Source organism: Citrobacter sp. CK199 (assembly GCF_030333285.1).
Lineage (GTDB): Bacteria > Pseudomonadota > Gammaproteobacteria > Enterobacterales > Enterobacteriaceae > Citrobacter_B > Citrobacter_B koseri.
The window spans coordinates 637360-655693 of record NZ_JAOWGF010000024.1; the positions used below are offsets into that span (position 1 = coordinate 637360).

At 54.2% G+C, this 18334-nt stretch carries 22 protein-coding genes; 20 read left to right on the forward strand and 2 right to left on the reverse strand.

The annotated features are described in order from the left end of the window. Positions 1-64: 64 nt before the first annotated feature. Positions 65-976 (reverse strand): transcriptional regulator PocR, encoded by a 912-nt coding sequence (pocR, locus tag OGX75_RS07140; RefSeq protein ID WP_012131773.1) that lies wholly within the window; start codon positions 974-976, stop codon positions 65-67. 205 nt (positions 977-1181) lie between these two features. After that, positions 1182-1991: a propanediol diffusion facilitator PduF gene (gene pduF, locus OGX75_RS07145; protein WP_047462725.1), complete on the reverse strand. Its 810-nt coding sequence runs from the start codon at positions 1989-1991 to the stop codon at positions 1182-1184. A 523-nt stretch (positions 1992-2514) separates the two neighbouring features. Here pduF and pduA point away from each other — a divergent pair. The 20 genes from pduA to OGX75_RS07245 are packed head-to-tail and all read left to right on the forward strand — an operon-like array spanning position 2515 to position 18330. Beyond that, positions 2515-2799: a propanediol utilization microcompartment protein PduA gene (gene pduA / locus OGX75_RS07150; RefSeq protein ID WP_001183618.1), complete on the forward strand. Its 285-nt coding sequence runs from the start codon at positions 2515-2517 to the stop codon at positions 2797-2799. Then, positions 2796-3608 (forward strand): propanediol utilization microcompartment protein PduB, encoded by an 813-nt coding sequence (pduB, locus tag OGX75_RS07155; RefSeq protein ID WP_012131771.1) that lies wholly within the window; start codon positions 2796-2798, stop codon positions 3606-3608. The genes pduA and pduB overlap by 4 nt, the downstream gene beginning before the upstream one ends. A gap of 18 nt (positions 3609-3626) precedes the next feature. Then, the gene (pduC, locus tag OGX75_RS07160; RefSeq protein ID WP_047462720.1) at positions 3627-5291 is read left to right on the forward strand and encodes a propanediol dehydratase large subunit PduC; all 1665 of its coding nucleotides are present in this window, start codon (positions 3627-3629) and stop codon (positions 5289-5291) included. Between the two features lie 10 nt (positions 5292-5301). After that, complete coding sequence (pduD, locus tag OGX75_RS07165) at positions 5302-5976, forward strand: propanediol dehydratase medium subunit PduD (protein ID WP_130029161.1); 675 nt, start codon at positions 5302-5304, stop codon at positions 5974-5976. 14 nt (positions 5977-5990) lie between these two features. Beyond that, complete coding sequence (pduE, locus tag OGX75_RS07170; protein WP_012131768.1) at positions 5991-6509, forward strand: propanediol dehydratase small subunit PduE; 519 nt, start codon at positions 5991-5993, stop codon at positions 6507-6509. Between the two features lie 15 nt (positions 6510-6524). Then, positions 6525-8357, forward strand: a complete 1833-nt coding sequence (locus OGX75_RS07175) for a diol dehydratase reactivase subunit alpha (protein ID WP_286451232.1) — start codon at positions 6525-6527, stop codon at positions 8355-8357. Next, positions 8347-8697, forward strand: coding sequence for a glycerol dehydratase reactivase beta/small subunit family protein (locus tag OGX75_RS07180; protein ID WP_112001949.1), 351 nt, complete (start codon positions 8347-8349; stop codon positions 8695-8697). The genes OGX75_RS07175 and OGX75_RS07180 overlap by 11 nt, the downstream gene beginning before the upstream one ends. Before the next feature lie 19 nt (positions 8698-8716). Further along, positions 8717-8992, forward strand: coding sequence for a propanediol utilization microcompartment protein PduJ (gene pduJ / locus OGX75_RS07185; protein ID WP_004853788.1), 276 nt, complete (start codon positions 8717-8719; stop codon positions 8990-8992). Positions 8993-9016: 24 nt separating this feature from the next. Further along, entirely contained in the window at positions 9017-9481 is a 465-nt protein-coding gene (locus tag OGX75_RS07190; protein ID WP_047462701.1) for a BMC domain-containing protein, read from the forward strand. Between the two features lie 11 nt (positions 9482-9492). Next, a complete protein-coding gene (locus OGX75_RS07195; RefSeq protein WP_012131764.1) occupies positions 9493-10125 on the forward strand; it encodes a phosphate propanoyltransferase in 633 nt (210 codons plus the stop codon). Continuing rightward, complete coding sequence (pduM, locus tag OGX75_RS07200; RefSeq protein WP_047462698.1) at positions 10122-10613, forward strand: microcompartment protein PduM; 492 nt, start codon at positions 10122-10124, stop codon at positions 10611-10613. Before OGX75_RS07195 ends, pduM begins: the two co-directional genes overlap by 4 nt. A gap of 3 nt (positions 10614-10616) precedes the next feature. Continuing rightward, positions 10617-10892 carry a EutN/CcmL family microcompartment protein gene (locus OGX75_RS07205; protein WP_012131762.1) on the forward strand — a complete coding sequence of 92 codons (276 nt, stop codon included), beginning with the start codon at positions 10617-10619 and terminating at the stop codon, positions 10890-10892. 10 nt (positions 10893-10902) lie between these two features. Next, positions 10903-11910, forward strand: a complete 1008-nt coding sequence (gene pduO / locus OGX75_RS07210; protein WP_286451231.1) for a two-domain cob(I)yrinic acid a,c-diamide adenosyltransferase PduO — start codon at positions 10903-10905, stop codon at positions 11908-11910. Beyond that, the gene (gene pduP / locus OGX75_RS07215; RefSeq protein WP_286451230.1) at positions 11907-13292 is read left to right on the forward strand and encodes a CoA-acylating propionaldehyde dehydrogenase PduP; all 1386 of its coding nucleotides are present in this window, start codon (positions 11907-11909) and stop codon (positions 13290-13292) included. The genes pduO and pduP overlap by 4 nt, the downstream gene beginning before the upstream one ends. A 10-nt stretch (positions 13293-13302) precedes the next feature. After that, positions 13303-14415, forward strand: a complete 1113-nt coding sequence (locus tag OGX75_RS07220; protein WP_047462690.1) for a 1-propanol dehydrogenase PduQ — start codon at positions 13303-13305, stop codon at positions 14413-14415. Then, a complete protein-coding gene (locus tag OGX75_RS07225) occupies positions 14412-15767 on the forward strand; it encodes a 4Fe-4S dicluster domain-containing protein (protein WP_112001945.1) in 1356 nt (451 codons plus the stop codon). The genes OGX75_RS07220 and OGX75_RS07225 overlap by 4 nt, the downstream gene beginning before the upstream one ends. 2 nt (positions 15768-15769) lie before the next feature. Beyond that, entirely contained in the window at positions 15770-16324 is a 555-nt protein-coding gene (gene pduT / locus OGX75_RS07230; RefSeq protein WP_012131757.1) for a propanediol utilization microcompartment protein PduT, read from the forward strand. Next, positions 16324-16674, forward strand: coding sequence for a propanediol utilization microcompartment protein PduU (gene pduU, locus OGX75_RS07235; protein WP_047462685.1), 351 nt, complete (start codon positions 16324-16326; stop codon positions 16672-16674). The genes pduT and pduU overlap by 1 nt, the downstream gene beginning before the upstream one ends. Positions 16675-16678: 4 nt before the next feature. Beyond that, complete coding sequence (pduV, locus tag OGX75_RS07240; protein WP_012131755.1) at positions 16679-17131, forward strand: EutP/PduV family microcompartment system protein; 453 nt, start codon at positions 16679-16681, stop codon at positions 17129-17131. Beyond that, on the forward strand, positions 17116-18330 hold the full coding sequence (locus OGX75_RS07245) for an acetate/propionate family kinase (protein WP_286451229.1): 1215 nt from the start codon (positions 17116-17118) through the stop codon (positions 18328-18330). Before pduV ends, OGX75_RS07245 begins: the two co-directional genes overlap by 16 nt. Positions 18331-18334 lie beyond the last annotated feature (4 nt).

The window sequence follows — 18334 nt, forward strand, 5'->3', positions numbered from 1 at the left end:
TTCATTTTATAATGACTGACATACAATACGATATCAAAAATCGGCAATAGCAAAATATTGCTATTTATGCAGACTCGGCGGACGAATTATCATTTATTTGCTGACGGAAAGCCTGCGGCGTGATCTGATAGGTCTGACGGAACACTTTGCAAAAATAACTGGTTTGAGAAAAGCCTAAATTACGTGCAATGCTGGCGATACTCCAGTCACTGTGACAAAGCAGCTCTCTGGCGCTGGCCATGCGCTGTTGGTTTACCCAGGCATTAAAACCGATTCCCTGATATTTCTTGAATAACTTACTAAAGTAGTACGGGCTGAGGTAGACGTGAGAAGCGACATCCTCAAGGCGAAGATCGTCCGATAAATGCGCATCAATGTAGCGTAACGCTTTCTTCATTTTGCTGTCGTGGGGATTGGGCCCACGTTGCGAACGAGCAGGCTCCGCTTGCGGCGGATTGTCTTTGATAACAACAAAATTAAGTTGTTTTTTAAGGCAATTTTCCACAATCAGCTTCAGCAGATCCGCAGAGGCTATCACCCGCGCGTAGTCCATTTCGGGGACGTTTCGGAACTCATTCAACAGTTCAGGATCGGCCTGCCAGCGATCATCGACATTAAGAATATCAACCAGTCCGACATCATCGCTTAAACGTACCTGACCGCATAACACAAACCCCACCAGATGACCGGCAATCACCAAAGGAATGGAGAAATCGGTTAGCCCGGCATGGCAACGATAAATACAGGGCTGATCTGATTTTGACGCTTCCAGTCCCCCGCAGCGATCGCTCATACGGCAACGAATACTGTGTTGAGGATGTTGACGCATTAGCTGACAAAAAGGCGTGAAATTGAATAACTCAGAAATTTCATCACCGTGAATATTGACAACCACGACCGCCAGACTGGTGGCTTGTGCAAAATCCTGTGCGATTTTATTAATGAGTTCTGAGTTCAGGGCACTCGCAGAAATCATGATAAAACCCCTCAGTTAATTTATTGTTGCAAATAGAACATTTATTTCACATTTACCTTTCATCATCACCATACTGTATTAGTGATAAAAAAGTATAAGGGACAATAACAAAAGTCTCCCATCCGTGGGAGACGTTTTGACCAGTTCGTGAAACCAGATCACGAAATGATTTTACGTGTTTCAAAAATACATACGTCCCGTCGTGTTAACGTCCATTTTCCTCCAGCTTACAGGCATTGCACGGTAAATTTTTACCAATCAGGTAGCGATAAACCGCAGCTCCGGCGCAAGCTCCGACAATCGGCGCAATAATCGGCACAATAAAATAAGGAATATCGCGCCCCCCGGTCATGGCAATGTCTCCCCAACCGGCAAACCACGCGAATAATTTTGGACCAAAATCACGCGCCGGATTCATCGCAAACCCCGTAAGCGGCCCGGTAGATGCCCCGATAACGGCAACCAAAATACCGATAAGCAAAGGCGCCAGCGGCCCTTTAGGAACCCCATTGCCATCATCGGTCAGCGCCATGATCATCCCCATCAGAATCGAGGTAATGACCACTTCGACCAGCGCCGCCTGCCATACGCTCAGCGCGGCTGCCGGGTAGGTACTGAAAATACTGGCAAGTTGCAGACTCTCCACGCTGCCGCGCACCATATGGTTCGCCGCTTCAAACTCGGTAAATAAGCTACCATAGAGCAGATAGGCCAACAGCGCGCCGCCGAACGCTCCGGCAACCTGAGCGATGGAATAAGGCAAGACCTTTCGCCCAGGGAAACAAGCAAACAACCACAGCGCAATGGTAATCGCCGGGTTCAGGTGCGCGCCCGATATCCCGGCCGTGAGATAAACGGCAAGCGAGATCCCAAGCCCCCAAATGATGCAGATCTCCCATAATCCCAGACTCGCACCGGCAACTTTTAATGCACTCAGGCAACCGATACCAAAGAACAAAAACAGCCCGGTGCCCAAAAACTCGGCAATACATTGTGCTTTTAGTGAATCGTTCATTGTGACACCTTCTAAGCAGAGTTCGTGTCTTTACCAGCACAACGCCGTACTGGCAGTAGAGTACAACGAGCATCACTATAAAAAGCGGCACCTGTAAATTGTTGGCAATCTGCCGTTAACCTGCCCCGAAAAATCGTGTTGCTATAGCAAAATATTGCTCTCTGTTTATTCTACAGGGCAATAATGGAGCGTACTCTAACGAATAAAATGCCAGATTAGGAATAATAAAAAATTGCGATCACCAGATATTCGTTTTCAAACAAATATCACAATTCCATTTTTCGCGTAGCAAAAGTTATTTATTTTGTCACCCTGTAAAATGTAAAAATGGAATAGCGAAAACGAAATAATCATATCAAAAACAACACGTCAAACCTTTAAATTCAACGAGTTATAAAAAATCACAGCAATTTAGTGCTATTGACCACCCATTATTTTTTCATTCTCTTTTTCAAGTCAGCCATTCTTTTTCCTCGCTTCTTTTTATAGTCATCAACATCGGGACAACCCAGGCGAGGTCTTTATGCAACAAGAAGCATTAGGAATGGTAGAAACCAAAGGCTTAACCGCAGCCATAGAGGCCGCAGACGCAATGGTGAAGTCAGCCAATGTGATGTTAGTCGGCTACGAAAAAATTGGCTCCGGGCTGGTAACGGTCATCGTTCGCGGTGACGTTGGCGCAGTAAAAGCGGCAACCGATGCGGGCGCCGCTGCCGCACGCAACGTGGGAGAAGTGAAAGCCGTACACGTTATTCCACGCCCTCATACCGATGTAGAAAAAATCTTACCGAAGGGAATTAGCCAATGAGCAGCAATGAACTGGTGGAACAGATCATGGCGCAGGTGATTGCCCGTGTGGCAACGCCAGAACAAACGGCCATTCCTGAAGAAACCCACCCAATACGAGAGACGGCTATGGCAGAGAAAAGTTGCAGTTTAACGGAATTTGTCGGCACCGCGATTGGCGACACCGTCGGTCTGGTGATCGCAAATGTGGACAGTGCCTTACTGGAAGCGATGAAGCTGGAAAAGCGCTACCGCTCCATCGGAATCCTTGGCGCGCGAACTGGCGCAGGCCCACACATTATGGCCGCCGATGAAGCAGTAAAAGCGACCAATACCGAAGTGGTCAGCATTGAGCTTCCCCGCGATACCAAAGGCGGCGCAGGCCACGGTTCACTGATTATTTTAGGCGGCAATGATGTTTCGGACGTGAAGCGCGGCATTGAAGTTGCGCTGAAAGAACTCGACCGGACGTTCGGCGACGTATACGCCAATGAAGCCGGACATATCGAGCTGCAATACACCGCCCGCGCCAGCTATGCGCTTGAAAAAGCCTTTGGCGCGCCAATTGGCCGCGCCTGCGGCGTGATTGTCGGCGCCCCCGCCTCTGTTGGCGTGCTGATGGCGGATACCGCGCTGAAATCCGCCAATGTTGAGGTCGTGGCTTACAGCTCTCCGGCACACGGCACCAGCTTCAGTAACGAAGCCATTCTGGTGATTTCCGGGGATTCCGGTGCGGTACGTCAGGCGGTTATTTCAGCCCGTGAAATCGGCAAAACCGTTCTGTCGACCCTCGGCGCGACGCCGAAAAACGATCGTCCGTCCTACATCTGATATCCGTGAGGCTGATTCATGAGATCGAAAAGATTTGAAGCACTGGCGAAACGCCCTGTGAATCAGGACGGCTTCGTTAAGGAGTGGATCGAAGAAGGCTTCATTGCGATGGAAAGCCCGAACGACCCCAAACCGTCGATTAAAATCGTTAACGGCGCTGTCACCGAGCTGGACGGCAAAGCCGCCAGCGAATTTGACCTGATCGACCACTTTATCGCCCGTTACGGTATTAACCTGGCGCGCGCGGAAGAAGTGATGGCGATGGACTCGGTCAAACTCGCTAATATGCTGTGCGATCCAAACGTCAAACGCAGCGACATCGTTCCGCTCACCACGGCGATGACGCCAGCAAAAATCGTTGAAGTCGTCTCACACATGAACGTGGTAGAGATGATGATGGCGATGCAAAAAATGCGCGCCCGCCGTACGCCTTCTCAGCAGGCGCATGTCACCAACGTGAAAGACAACCCGGTTCAGATTGCCGCCGATGCCGCAGAAGGCGCGTGGCGTGGGTTTGATGAGCAAGAGACAACGGTTGCGGTTGCGCGCTACGCCCCGTTCAATGCTATCGCTCTGCTGGTGGGTTCCCAGGTCGGTCGCCCAGGCGTATTAACGCAGTGTTCACTGGAAGAAGCCACCGAACTGAAGCTCGGTATGCTGGGCCACACCTGCTACGCCGAAACCATTTCCGTCTATGGTACTGAACCGGTCTTTACCGATGGCGACGATACCCCCTGGTCAAAAGGCTTCCTCGCCTCTTCCTATGCCTCTCGCGGCCTGAAAATGCGCTTTACCTCGGGGTCGGGTTCCGAGGTACAGATGGGCTATGCTGAAGGCAAATCAATGCTCTATCTGGAAGCCCGCTGTATCTATATCACCAAAGCCGCAGGCGTTCAGGGTCTACAGAACGGTTCTGTCAGCTGCATCGGCGTTCCTTCCGCCGTACCGTCAGGCATTCGCGCCGTACTGGCGGAAAACCTGATCTGCTCCGCGCTGGATCTGGAATGCGCCTCCAGTAACGACCAGACCTTCACCCACTCCGATATGCGTCGTACCGCGCGTCTGCTGATGCAGTTCCTGCCGGGTACTGACTTCATCTCCTCGGGTTATTCCGCCGTACCGAACTACGACAACATGTTTGCCGGTTCAAACGAAGATGCGGAGGACTTCGACGACTACAACGTTATCCAGCGTGACCTGAAAGTGGACGGTGGTCTGCGTCCGGTTCGCGAAGAAGACGTTATCGCCATCCGTAATAAAGCCGCGCGCGCGCTGCAAGCCGTGTTTGCCGGAATGGGGCTGCCGCCGATTACCGATGAAGAGGTTGAAGCCGCAACCTACGCTCACGGCTCGAAAGATATGCCTGAACGTAACATCGTCGAAGACATCAAGTTCGCGCAAGAGATCATCAACAAAAACCGTAACGGTCTGGAAGTGGTGAAAGCCCTTGCAAAAGGCGGTTTCACCGACGTCGCGCAAGACATGCTCAACATCCAGAAAGCCAAGTTAACCGGAGACTATCTGCATACTTCCGCCATTATCGTCGGCGACGGGCAGGTGCTCTCTGCGGTGAATGACGTCAACGATTATGCCGGTCCGGCAACAGGTTATCGCCTGCAAGGCGAACGCTGGGAAGAGATTAAAAACATCCCTGGCGCACTCGATCCCAACGAACTTGGCTAAGGGGTGAAAAATGGAAATTAATGAAAAGCTGCTGCGCCAGATAATCGAAGACGTGCTGTCCGACATGCAAACCAGCGATAAGCCCGTCTCCTTTCGCGCACCGACAGCATCAACTTCGTCGCAAACCGCAGCACCGCAAGGCGACGGTTTTCTGACGGAAATTGGCGAGGCCAGACAAGGTACGCAGCAGGATGAAGTGATCATTGCCGTGGGCCCGGCATTTGGCCTGTCGCAGACCGTGAATATCGTCGGCTTGCCGCACAAAAATATCCTGCGTGAAGTGATCGCCGGTATTGAAGAAGAAGGCATTAAAGCCCGCGTGATCCGCTGCTTTAAATCCTCTGACGTGGCGTTCGTCGCTGTTGAAGGCAACCGCCTCAGCGGCTCCGGCATTTCAATCGGCATTCAGTCAAAAGGCACTACCGTTATTCATCAGCAAGGGCTGCCGCCGCTCTCCAATCTGGAGTTATTCCCTCAGGCGCCGCTGCTGACGCTGGAAACGTATCGTCAGATTGGCAAGAACGCCGCGCGCTATGCGAAGCGTGAGTCACCACAACCGGTTCCGACCTTAAATGACCAAATGGCGCGCCCGAAGTACCAGGCGAAATCCGCCATTCTGCACATTAAAGAGACGAAGTATGTCGTGACGGGCAAAAACCCGCAGGAACTGCGCGTGGCGCTTTAACAAAGGATACCTCCATGAATACCGACGCAATTGAATCGATGGTTCGGGACGTGTTGAGCCGCATGAACAGCTTGCAGGGCAACGCACCTGCTCCGGCCGCAGCAAGCGCATCAACGCATACCGCAAAAGTGACGGATTATCCGCTGGCGAATAAACATCCAGAATGGGTAAAAACCGCCACCAATAAAACGCTGGATGAATTCACGCTGGAAAACGTCCTCAGCGACAAAGTGACCGCACAGGATATGCGCATCACGCCGGATACGCTGCGCATTCAGGCGGCTATCGCCAGAGATGCCGGACGTGACCGCCTGGCGATGAACTTTGAGCGCGCAGCGGAACTGACCGCCGTACCAGACGATCGAATCCTTGAGATCTACAACGCTCTGCGTCCATACCGTTCGACGAAAGAAGAGCTGATGGCTATCGCAGACGATCTGGAAAATCGCTATCAGGCGAAGATTTGCGCAGCTTTCGTGCGTGAAGCGGCAACGTTATACGTCGAGCGTAAAAAACTCAAAGGTGACGATTAATTTTAGGGAAATACGATGCGATACATAGCTGGCATTGATATTGGCAACTCATCAACAGAAGTCGCGCTGGCGCGACTGGATGAGGCTGGCGCGCTGACCATTACCGACAGCGCGCTGGCGGAAACTACCGGAATTAAAGGCACATTACGAAATGTGTTTGGTATTCAGGAAGCGCTTACGCTTGCGGCAAAAAACGCAGGCATCAATGTCAGCGATATTTCGCTTATCCGCATCAACGAAGCCACACCGGTCATTGGCGATGTCGCGATGGAAACCATCACGGAAACCATCATTACCGAGTCCACAATGATCGGCCATAACCCTAAAACCCCAGGCGGGGTCGGTCTGGGTGTGGGAGTGACCATTACGCCACAAGAGTTATTAACCCGCCCGGCGGATATGCCTTATATCCTGGTCGTGTCATCGGCGTTCGATTTCGCCGATGTCGCCACCATGATTAACGCCTCCGTACGCGCCGGATATCAACTCACCGGCGTCATTTTGCAGCAAGATGACGGCGTCCTGGTCAGCAACCGCCTGGAACAGCCTTTACCGATCGTCGATGAAGTGCTCTATATCGACCGGATTCCGCTGGGCATGCTGGCCGCAATTGAGGTTGCCGTACCAGGGAAAGTGATTGAAACGCTCTCTAACCCTTACGGTATTGCCACGGTTTTCGGCCTTAATGCCGAAGAAACCAAAAATATCGTCCCTATGGCGCGCGCGCTGATTGGCAATCGCTCCGCCGTCGTCGTGAAAACGCCATCAGGGGATGTCAAAGCACGCGCCATTCCCGCCGGGAATCTGGAACTGCTTTCTCAGGGACGCACGCTCCGTGTAGATGTTGCCGCCGGTGCTGAAGCCATCATGAAAGCGGTGGGCGAATGCCGCAAGCTGGACAACGTGACCGGCGAAGCAGGCACCAATATTGGCGGCATGCTGGAACATGTACGCCAGACCATGGCGGAACTGACCAATAAGCCCAGCAACGAGATCTTCATTCAGGATTTGCTGGCTGTCGATACTTCCGTTCCAGTGAGCGTTACCGGCGGGCTGGCAGGCGAATTTTCTCTGGAGCAGGCCGTAGGCATCGCCTCAATGGTGAAATCCGACCGTCTGCAAATGGCGATGATCGCCCGCGAAATCAAACAGAAGCTGAGTGTTGACGTTCAGGTTGGCGGTGCTGAGGCTGAAGCGGCGATTTTAGGCGCGTTGACGACTCCCGGCACCACGCGTCCGCTGGCGATTCTCGATTTGGGTGCAGGTTCGACAGATGCCTCCATCATCAATCCCAAAGGGGAGATCATTGCCACCCACCTCGCAGGGGCTGGCGATATGGTCACGATGATTATTGCCCGTGAACTGGGTCTGGATGACCGCTATCTGGCAGAAGAGATTAAAAAGTATCCGCTCGCGAAGGTGGAAAGCCTTTTTCATCTGCGTCACGAAGATGGCAGCGTCCAGTTTTTCCCCACCCCGCTGCCGCCAGCCGTATTTGCCCGCGTATGTGTGGTGAAGCCTGATGAACTGGTTCCATTACCCGGCGATTTAGCGCTGGAAAAAGTACGCGCTATTCGCCGCAGCGCCAAAGAGCGGGTTTTTGTCACTAACGCCCTGCGCGCGCTGCGCCAGGTCAGCCCGACCGGCAACATTCGTGACATTCCTTTTGTCGTGCTGGTTGGCGGATCGTCTCTGGATTTCGAGATCCCGCAACTCGTCACCGATGCGCTGGCGCACTATCGCCTGGTGGCCGGTCGCGGCAACATTCGCGGCACAGAAGGCCCGAGAAATGCGGTCGCGACCGGGCTGATTCTCTCCTGGCATAAGGAGTTCGCGCATGGACAGTAACGCCAGTACCCCGGCTATCGTTATTTCGACCATCGATGACGGTATCGCGGTCTGGAAAGAGGTGCTTCTCGGTATTGAAGAAGAAGGTATCCCCTTTGTTATCCAGACGCAGACTGACGGTGACGTGACCCATTGCGCCTGGCAGGCGGCGCGTCGGTCTCCGCTACTCGTCGGCATAGCCTGCGACAAAGAAAAGCTGGTTGTGCATTACAAGAATTTACCCGCATCAGCGCCGCTTTTTACGCTGATGTATCACCAGGACAGCCATGCCCGGCGAAGTGCTGGTAACAACGCGGCAAGGTTAGTCAAAGGGATCCCCTTTCGGGATCTGAATACCTAAGCAACAGGAGAATCGCAGTATGAACAACGCACTGGGACTGGTTGAAACAAAAGGGTTAGTCGGCGCTATCGAAGCCGCTGACGCCATGGTGAAGTCCGCCAACGTGCAACTGGTGGGCTATGAAAAAATCGGCTCCGGCCTGGTCACCGTTATGGTTCGCGGTGATGTTGGCGCGGTTAAAGCGGCAGTCGATGCGGGAAGCGCCGCAGCAAGCGCCGTGGGCGAGGTGAAATCTTGCCACGTTATTCCACGTCCGCACAGCGACGTTGAGGCCATTTTACCCAAGTCAGCCTAAACGGCCGCAACCAAGGAGCACAGCGTGAAGCAATCACTGGGATTACTTGAAGTTAGTGGTCTGGCATTAGCCATCAGTTGCGCGGATGTCATGGCGAAAGCCGCTTCCATCACGCTGGTGGGGCTTGAGAGAACCAACGGTTCTGGCTGGACGGTGATCAAAATCACCGGTGATGTGGCCTCCGTGCAGTCCGCCATCATCACCGGTGCCAGTTTTGCCGATCAACAGCAAGGGCTGATCGCCCATAAAGTTATCGCCAGGCCTGGGGAGGGGATTCTTTCCCGCGCGACGGTTATTCCGCCCGCGCCCATGCCAGCCCCTGAACCTGAAACAGAACCTGAATCTGAACCTGACGTCGTGGTTGTAGAAGAGTCAGTACCGGAAGCAGAACCCGAAGCCGGAATGGTCAGTTGCAATCTCTGTCTTGACCCTGCCTGTAAGCGGCAAAAAGGCGAGCCCCGGTCACTCTGTCTGCATTCAGGTAAGTGAGGTAAAGCGTAATGGATAAACAGCTTCTGGAAACAACCGTCAGCAAAGTGCTGGATGAAATGCGTGAGCGCCCTATTCCTCTGGGTGTTTCCAACCGTCATATCCATCTTAGCGCTGAAGACTATGCCCGGCTTTTCCCTGGTCAGCCAATCAGCGAGAAAAAAGCGCTGCTCCAGCCTGGGCAATATGCGGCCGACCAGACCGTCACGCTTATTGGCCCTAAAGGTCAGCTAAAGAATGTGCGTCTGCTCGGCCCCCTTCGCCGTACCAGCCAGGTTGAGATTTCCCGCACCGATGCCAGAACATTGGGCATCGCTGCGCCGCTGCGCATGTCGGGAGACCTTAAAGGAACGCCAGGCATTCGTCTTGTCAGCCCCTTCGCCGAGCTGGATCTCGCATCCGGCGTGATTGTCGCCCAACGCCACATTCATATGTCACCGCTTGATGCGTTGATATTTCGCGTTGCGCATGGCGACAAAGTCTCTGTCGCTATTGAAGGCAATGCGCGCAGGCTAATTTTCGACAACGTCGCGATTCGCGTCTCTGCGGATATGCGTCTTGAAATGCATATCGACACCGACGAAGCCAATGCCGCAGGCGCCGACAGCCCGGACGCGTTTGCCACTCTGGTTACACCGCGATGAACGGCGAGATGTTGCAGCGCATTATTGAGGAGGTCATCTCCCGCTTGCAGCGTCGGGCGGAAAGCACGGCCACGCTCAGTATTTCGCAACTGCGGGAGGCCGATTCCCGCGCGCTGTTTTGTCAGTATGCGGCGCTGCATATTGTGCAGGCGGACCTGCCTTCGCTGACGTATATCGCAGAGCAGGATGCTGACGACCCTGTAGCGAAGAAAGTCCATGACGCACTGGCATCAGGTATTCGTCTACAGATATCCCTGCACCATCGCCTGTTGCCGTCGCTGCCGGTGAAAAAGCTGGCGCGTCTGCCCATCAGGCTGGTCGATGAACGAGGGCAAACAATCTGCCTGCATCCGACCACTCTTTTGAGTTACGCCGACGTCGCCCTACTCGCGGGGCAATTACTGGTGCTGCGTCGTCGCTGTGTCGTCACCGCTCTGGCCCGTGAAGCCGCCAGCGCGCGGAATATTCAACTTATTAAGCAGGAGTGAACCATGCATCTGGCACGAGTCACAGGCGCGGTGGTATCCACGCAAAAATCGCCCTCTCTGGTTGGGAAAAAACTTTTGCTGGTACGTCGGGTAAGTGCCGATGGAGAGCTTCCCGACTCGCCTATTACCGGAGATGAGGTTGCCGTCGATTCCGTCGGTGCTGGCGTGGGTGAACTGGTTTTACTCAGCAGCGGCTCCAGCGCCAGACATGTTTTTTCCAGCCCGAACGAGGCCATCGATCTGGCCATTGTCGGCATCGTAGACACGCTTTCTCATTAAGGAGCGGATGATGGCGATTTATACCCGAACAGGAGATTCCGGCACTACGGCCTTATTTACCGGCCAACGGGTCAGTAAAACACATCCACGCGTCGAAACCTACGGCACGCTGGATGAACTCAATGCAGCGCTAAGTTTATGCGTTTGCGCCACAACCAGCGCGCAACACCGCACGTTGCTCGAATCTATTCAGATGCAGATATTCTGGTTTAGCGCCGAACTCGCCAGCGAAAGCGAGCAGCCGTCGCCGGAGCAGCGCTATATCAGCGCGGAAGATATTGCCGCGCTTGAAGCGGCTATTGATACCGCGATGGGACGCGTTACGCCTTTACACAGTTTTATTTTACCTGGCCGTTGCGAAGCCGCGAGTCGCCTGCACTTTGCCCGCACGCTTGCCCGCCGGGCTGAAAGACGTCTGGTCGAGCTGTCGGCAACCGCCAGCGTCAGGCACGTCCTGATGCGCTACATCAACCGCTTATCTGATTGCCTGTATGCGCTGGCGCGCGCCGAAGATCATGACGCTCATCAGAACAACATCATTCGGGAGGTCACTGAGCGCTACCTGGCCTCAACCCCGGCCTCTGTCGTCAAGGAGTCCTCTATGGCCCTCTCTTTTCACGAGCTTCATCAGTTAACTCGTTCAGCGGTGGCGCGGGCGGAGGCGCTTCAGGTCCCTGTGGTCGTCAGCATTGTGGATGCCAACGGCACCGAAACCGTGACCTGGCGTATGCCGGACGCTCTGCTGGTGAGCAGTGAACTGGCGCCGAAAAAAGCCTGGACCGCCGTCGCCATGAAAACAGCCACCCACGAACTGGCCTGCGCCGTTCAGCCGGGCGCTTCGCTCTACGGTCTGGAAAGCCATATGCAGGGGAAAGTCGTCACTTTTGGCGGCGGATTCGCGTTATGGCGTGATGGTCTGCTCATTGGGGGTCTTGGCATCAGCGGCGGGAGCGTTGAACAGGACATGGATATTGCACAAGCCGCCATAGCGGCAATTAACGTGAGAACACATCAATGAATACTTCTGAACTGGAAACCCTCATCCGTAATATTTTAAGCGAACAGTTGGCGCCTGCGCAGGCCGAAACGCAAGGACACGGTATTTTTCAGTCCGTCGGCGAAGCGATAGACGCGGCGCATCAGGCTTTCTTACGTTATCAGCAGTGTCCGCTCAAAACGCGCAGCGCCATTATCAGCGCCCTGCGCCAGGAGCTTACGCCGCATCTTGCCACGCTGGCGGCGGAGAGCGCAGCGGAAACGGGGATGGGAAACAAAGAAGATAAATTCCTTAAAAACAAAGCCGCGCTGGATAACACGCCAGGCATTGAGGATTTGACAACCACGGCCCTCACCGGCGATGGCGGCATGGTGCTGTTTGAATATTCACCGTTCGGCGTCATTGGTTCCGTCGCGCCCAGCACCAACCCTACCGAAACCATTATTAACAACAGCATCAGTATGCTGGCTGCGGGCAACAGCGTTTATTTCAGCCCGCATCCTGGCGCGAAGAACGTCTCACTCAAATTGATCGGCATGATCGAAGATATCGCTTTCCGCTGCTGCGGCATCCGTAATCTGGTCGTCACCGTCGCAGAACCGACTTTTGAGGCAACCCAGCAAATGATGGCGCATCCCAATATTGCGGTGCTGGCTATTACTGGCGGCCCCGGCATTGTTGCGATGGGAATGAAAAGCGGTAAAAAGGTCATTGGCGCCGGGGCGGGCAATCCGCCCTGTATCGTTGATGAGACCGCCGATATCGTCAAAGCGGCCGAAGATATCATCAACGGCGCAGCGTTCGATTACAACCTGCCCTGTATCGCAGAAAAAAGTCTGATTGTCGTAGAGAGTGTCGCTGAGCGCCTGGTTCAGCAAATGCAGGCTTTCGGCGCATTGCTGTTAAACGCTGCGGATATCGATAAATTACGCGCCGTCTGCCTCCCGGAAGGTCACGCGAATAAAAAACTGGTCGGGAAAAGCCCGGCCGCCATGCTGGAAGCCGCCGGTATTGCCGTTCCCGCAAAACCGCCGCGTTTGCTTATCGGTATCGTCAGTGCCGACGATCCGTGGGTAACCAACGAACAGTTGATGCCAATGCTACCCGTCGTGAAGGTCGATAATTTCGACAGCGCGCTGGCACTGGCGCTGAAAGTTGAAGAAGGCCTGCACCATACCGCCATTATGCACTCGCAGAATGTCTCTCGCCTGAATCTGGCGGCGCGCACCTTACAGACCTCTATTTTTGTGAAAAACGGCCCTTCCTATGCCGGTATCGGCGTTGGCGGCGAAGGGTTTACCACCTTTACCATCGCCACCCCGACCGGCGAAGGGACAACCTCGGCACGCACATTTGCCCGTTCCCGTCGCTGCGTACTGACCAACGGCTTTTCAATTCGCTAATGAGGTCGTTATGAATACGTTTTCACTACCAACCCGATTGTACAGTGGCAGAGGAAGTCTGGATGTGCTGACGCGTTTTACAAACCGGCATATCTGGATTATCTGTGATGGATTTCTGGCGCAATCACCGCTGATCAATACGCTGCGCGACGCCCTTCCAACGGATAATCGCATCAGCATATTCAGCGACATCACCCCGGACCCTACCATCGGTACGGTAGTGCAAGGTATTGCGCAAATGCATGCCCTGCGACCGGATGTGGTCATCGGCTTTGGCGGGGGATCGGCGCTCGACGCGGCAAAAGCCATCGTCTGGTTCAGCCGTCAGTTCGGCATCGAAATTGAAACCTGTGTTGCAATTCCCACCACCAGTGGCACCGGTTCCGAAGTCACCAGCGCATGCGTCATTAGCGATCCAGAAAAGGGCATTAAATATCCGTTATTTAATAAAGCGTTGTATCCAGATATGGCTATTCTCGACCCGACGCTGGTTGTCACCGTTCCGGCAAATATTACCGCCAACACGGGGATGGACGTCCTGACGCATGCGCTTGAAGCATATGTGTCTCCGCACGCCAGCGACTTCACTGACGCGCTGGCGGAAAAAGCCGCGCAAATCGTCTTTCAGTATCTGCCCGTTGCGGTCAGGAAAGGGGATTGTCTGGCTACCCGTGGGAAGATGCACAACGCCTCAACGCTGGCGGGAATGGCGTTTAGCCAAGCTGGACTGGGGCTGAACCATGCTATTGCCCATCAGTTAGGCGGCCAGTTTCATCTGCCGCACGGGCTTGCCAATGCGCTGCTGCTGACATCGGTCATCCGCTTTAACGCCCACGATCCTCGGGCGGCAAAACGATACGCAAGACTCGCGAAAGCCTGTCAACTCTGCCCCGCCAGCGCAAACGAGACGTCATGCCTCAATGCGCTGATTCATCAGATTGAGCAGCTCAAAACACAGTGTGCAATCCCTTCATTCGCCCAGGCGCTTAAAGAGGGACGACAGGCGTATTCACAACGAATCCCGATCATGGTTCAGGCGGCGCTGGCTGATGTGACGTTAAGAACCAACCCGCGTACCGCCGATGCCAGCGCGATCCGGGAACTTCTTGAGGCGTTGTCATGAATACCGTCAGCGCCATTGAACAGGATAGCTATGATGCGCAAACCATACGCGATCGAGTACGTGCTGCGGGCGTGGTTGGCGCCGGGGGGGCGGGTTTTCCCGCCCACGTCAAACTACAGGCGCAGGTTGAGATCTTTTTGGTTAATGCTGCTGAATGTGAACCGATGCTCAAGGTTGATCAGCAATTAATGGCGCAGCAGCCCGCGCGCCTGATTCGCGGCGTGCAGTACGCCATGAAGGCAACCGGCGCACGCGAGGGAATTATTGCGTTAAAAGAAAAATACCGCGATGCGATTGAGGCATTAACCCCCCTGCTACCTTCCAGTATCAGGCTGCATATTTTACCGGATGTCTACCCGGCCGGGGACGAAGTGCTGACCATCTGGATGGCGACAGGCCGACGCGTTCCGCCTGCGGCGTTACCGGTGAGCGTCGGCGTGGTGGTCAATAATGTTCAGACCGTACTGAATATCGCCCGTGCGGTAGAACAACAGTATCCCGTAACGCGCCGCACTCTTACCGTTAACGGCGCGGTTGCAAGGCCGCTGACCGTCACCGTCCCTGTCGGTATGTCTTTACGCGACGTTTTAGCGCTTGCAGGCGGCGCCACCGTTGATGACCCCGGATTGATTAACGGCGGCCCCATGATGGGAAGCCTGGTGACATCGCTGGATTCACCGGTGACAAAGACCACCGGCGGCCTGTTGGTGTTACCAAAAACCCATCCCTTGATTCAGCGGCGAATGCAGGATGAACGCACCGTTTTGTCTGTCGCAAGAACCGTTTGCGAGCAATGCCGGTTATGTACTGATTTATGCCCCAGGCATTTGATCGGCCATGAGTTATCTCCCCATTTACTGGTACGCGCGGTGAACTATCAACAGGCTGCGACACCGCAACTCCTGCTTAGCGCGCTGACGTGTTCAGAATGCAATGTTTGCGAAAGCGTGGCATGCCCGGTGGGGATCTCCCCCATGCGCATTAACCGTATGCTGAAACGTGAGCTACGGGCGCAAAACCTCCGTTACGAAGGCCCGCTGAATCCCGCCGATGAAATGGCGAAATATCGGCTGGTGCCGATTAAGCGATTGATTACCAAACTGGGGCTCAGCGACTGGTATCACGACGCGCCGTTAACGGACGTCGCCCCTTCAGCAGACAAAACGACGCTGCTCTTGCGTCAGCATATTGGCGCCAGCGCCGTGCCCTGCGTGCAAAAAGGTGAACGCGTTGTCCGTGGACAGTGTGTCGCCGATATGCCATCTGGCGCGTTAGGCGCTCCCGTTCACGCCAGTATTGACGGCATTGTCAGCGACATTACTGAACACGCCATCACGGTTGTAAGAGGTTAACCATGTCTCAGGCTATAGGTATTTTAGAACTCACCAGCATCGCTAAAGGAATGGAAGCAGGCGATGCCATGCTGAAAAGCGCCAGCGTCAATTTACTGGTCAGTAAAACAATCTGTCCGGGTAAATTTTTACTGATGCTGGGCGGCGATGTCGGTGCGGTACAGCAGGCCATCGAAACGGGCACATCGCTGGCCGCAGACATGCTCGTGGATAGTCTGGTGCTGCCGAATATTCATGCCAGCGTACTGCCTGCGGTCAGCGGATTGAACAGCGTTGATCAACGTCAGGCCGTAGGGATCGTGGAAACCTGGAGCGTAGCAGCCTGTATCAGTGCCGCCGATCGCGCCGTTAAAGCCTCCAACGTGACGCTGGTGCGTGTCCATATGGCGTTCGGTATTGGCGGAAAATGTTACATGGTGGTGGCAGGCGATGTCTCCGATGTCAACAACGCCGTTACGGTAGCCAGTGAAAGCGCAGGCGAAAAAGGACTGCTGGTTTACCGCGCCGTGATCCCCCGTCCGCATGAAGCCATGTGGCGACAGATCGTGGAGGGATGATGGAAAAGCAACCGACAACGGAACGCATGATTCAGGAGTATGTTCCCGGGAAACAGGTGACGCTGGCGCATCTGATTGCTAACCCAGGCAAAGATCTCTTTAAAAAACTGGGTCTGCCGGATGCGGTGTCCGCTATTGGGATCCTGACCATTACGCCCAGTGAAGCCTCGATTATTGCCTGCGATATCGCCACCAAATCCGGCGCGGTCGAGATTGGTTTTCTTGACCGTTTCACCGGGGCCGTCGTGCTGACCGGCGATGTCTCAGCCGTCGAGTATGCGTTAAATCAGGTGACCAGAACATTGGGAGAAATGATGCGTTTTACCGCCTGCCCAATTACCCGGACATAACGCCATGAAACGCATTATGTTAATCGGCCCCAGCCAGTGCGGGAAAACCTCTCTTACACAGAGTCTGAACGGCGAAGCGCTTCATTACCAGAAAACACAGGCTATTGTCTGGTCGCCCGGCACAATCGATACGCCGGGCGAATATCTGGAGAACCGCTGTCTGTATAGCGCGCTGCTGGCAAGCGCCTGTGAAGCCGACATTATCGCGCTGGTTCTTAATGCCGATGCGCCGTGGTCGCCCTTCTCCCCCGGTTTTACCGGCCCAATGAACAGACCCGTTATCGGGATCGTCACCAAATCTGATTTGGCGGATTCGTCACGTATCTCATGCGTGGAGAACTGGCTGATTCAAGCCGGTGCGCAGAAAATTTTTGTCACCAGCGCGCTGATGAAATCCGGGATTGATGAAATGTTTGTTTTTCTGAGTGCTAAGGAACCCTTATGTCTCACAAAATAATGGCGATTAACGCCGGTAGCTCGTCGCTAAAATTCCAGTTGCTGGCAATGCCGCAGGGCGAAATGATCTGCCAGGGATTAATCGAACGTATCGGAATGGCGAACGCCAGAGTCACAATGAAAACATCCGCGCAAAAATGGCAGGAAACGACCCCCATCGCCGATCACCGCGAAGCCGTTACCCTGCTGCTGGATAAGCTCCTCAGTCATCACATCATTAATACCTTACAGGATATTGACGGCGTGGGTCATCGCGTGGCGCACGGCGGAGAGTTCTTTAAGGATTCGGCGCGTGTGACCGATGAAACGCTCGCTCAAATTGAGCGTCTTGCCGAACTGGCCCCGTTGCATAACCCGGTTAACGTGCTCGGTATTCATATTTTTCGCCAGTTGTTACCCTCAACGCCTTCTGTGGCCGTATTCGATACCGCCTTTCATCAGACGCTGGACGAGTCGGCCTATATTTACCCTCTGCCCTGGCGTTATTACGCCGAGCTGGGTATTCGCCGCTATGGTTTTCACGGTACCAGCCATAAATATGTCAGCACGGCATTAGCTGAAAGACTGGGCGTCCCGCTCAGCGCCTTACGCGTTATTTGCTGCCATCTGGGTAATGGCAGCAGCATTTGCGCTATCAAAGGGGGGCAATCCGTCAATACATCAATGGGATTTACGCCGCAATCGGGCGTGATGATGGGAACCCGTAGCGGAGACATCGATCCCTCCATTCTGCCCTGGATTGCAGAACGTGAAGGGAAGACGCCCCAGCAGCTTAATTATTTATTAAACAATGAGTCGGGGCTGCTGGGCATTTCCGGCGTTTCGCATGATTACCGCGACGTTGAGCAGGCCGCCGATGGCGGAAATCGCCGGGCGGCGCTTGCGCTTACGCTATTCGCTGAGCGCATTCGCGCGACAATCGGCAGTTATATCATGCAAATGGGCGGTCTGGATGCGCTCATTTTTACCGGTGGAATCGGCGAAAACTCCGCCCGTGCCAGAGCGGCAGTCTGCCATAATCTGCATTTCCTGGGGCTGAGTATTGATGAGGAAAAAAACCTGCGCAACGCTACGTTTATTCAGGCAGAAAACGCAGTGGTGAAAGTGGCGGTCATTAATACCAATGAAGAGCTTATGATCGCACAAGATGTGATGCGGATTGCGTTAAGTGACAAGGTCACATTTGACGTTTCCGCCTGATTTT

What these genes read in the sequence shown, in the direction of transcription:
- pocR (WP_012131773.1), bottom strand. Translation starts at nt 976, where the DNA reads ATGATTTCTGCGAGTGCCCTGAACTCAGAACTCATTAATAAAATCGCA.
- pduF (WP_047462725.1), bottom strand. Translation starts at nt 1,991, where the DNA reads ATGAACGATTCACTAAAAGCACAATGTATTGCCGAGTTTTTGGGCACC.
- pduA (WP_001183618.1), top strand. Translation starts at nt 2,515, where the DNA reads ATGCAACAAGAAGCATTAGGAATGGTAGAAACCAAAGGCTTAACCGCA.
- pduB (WP_012131771.1), top strand. Translation starts at nt 2,796, where the DNA reads ATGAGCAGCAATGAACTGGTGGAACAGATCATGGCGCAGGTGATTGCC.
- pduC (WP_047462720.1), top strand. Translation starts at nt 3,627, where the DNA reads ATGAGATCGAAAAGATTTGAAGCACTGGCGAAACGCCCTGTGAATCAG.
- pduD (WP_130029161.1), top strand. Translation starts at nt 5,302, where the DNA reads ATGGAAATTAATGAAAAGCTGCTGCGCCAGATAATCGAAGACGTGCTG.
- pduE (WP_012131768.1), top strand. Translation starts at nt 5,991, where the DNA reads ATGAATACCGACGCAATTGAATCGATGGTTCGGGACGTGTTGAGCCGC.
- OGX75_RS07175 (WP_286451232.1), top strand. Translation starts at nt 6,525, where the DNA reads ATGCGATACATAGCTGGCATTGATATTGGCAACTCATCAACAGAAGTC.
- OGX75_RS07180 (WP_112001949.1), top strand. Translation starts at nt 8,347, where the DNA reads ATGGACAGTAACGCCAGTACCCCGGCTATCGTTATTTCGACCATCGAT.
- pduJ (WP_004853788.1), top strand. Translation starts at nt 8,717, where the DNA reads ATGAACAACGCACTGGGACTGGTTGAAACAAAAGGGTTAGTCGGCGCT.
- OGX75_RS07195 (WP_012131764.1), top strand. Translation starts at nt 9,493, where the DNA reads ATGGATAAACAGCTTCTGGAAACAACCGTCAGCAAAGTGCTGGATGAA.
- pduM (WP_047462698.1), top strand. Translation starts at nt 10,122, where the DNA reads ATGAACGGCGAGATGTTGCAGCGCATTATTGAGGAGGTCATCTCCCGC.
- OGX75_RS07205 (WP_012131762.1), top strand. Translation starts at nt 10,617, where the DNA reads ATGCATCTGGCACGAGTCACAGGCGCGGTGGTATCCACGCAAAAATCG.
- pduO (WP_286451231.1), top strand. Translation starts at nt 10,903, where the DNA reads ATGGCGATTTATACCCGAACAGGAGATTCCGGCACTACGGCCTTATTT.
- pduP (WP_286451230.1), top strand. Translation starts at nt 11,907, where the DNA reads ATGAATACTTCTGAACTGGAAACCCTCATCCGTAATATTTTAAGCGAA.
- OGX75_RS07220 (WP_047462690.1), top strand. Translation starts at nt 13,303, where the DNA reads ATGAATACGTTTTCACTACCAACCCGATTGTACAGTGGCAGAGGAAGT.
- OGX75_RS07225 (WP_112001945.1), top strand. Translation starts at nt 14,412, where the DNA reads ATGAATACCGTCAGCGCCATTGAACAGGATAGCTATGATGCGCAAACC.
- pduT (WP_012131757.1), top strand. Translation starts at nt 15,770, where the DNA reads ATGTCTCAGGCTATAGGTATTTTAGAACTCACCAGCATCGCTAAAGGA.
- pduU (WP_047462685.1), top strand. Translation starts at nt 16,324, where the DNA reads ATGGAAAAGCAACCGACAACGGAACGCATGATTCAGGAGTATGTTCCC.
- pduV (WP_012131755.1), top strand. Translation starts at nt 16,679, where the DNA reads ATGAAACGCATTATGTTAATCGGCCCCAGCCAGTGCGGGAAAACCTCT.
- OGX75_RS07245 (WP_286451229.1), top strand. Translation starts at nt 17,116, where the DNA reads ATGTCTCACAAAATAATGGCGATTAACGCCGGTAGCTCGTCGCTAAAA.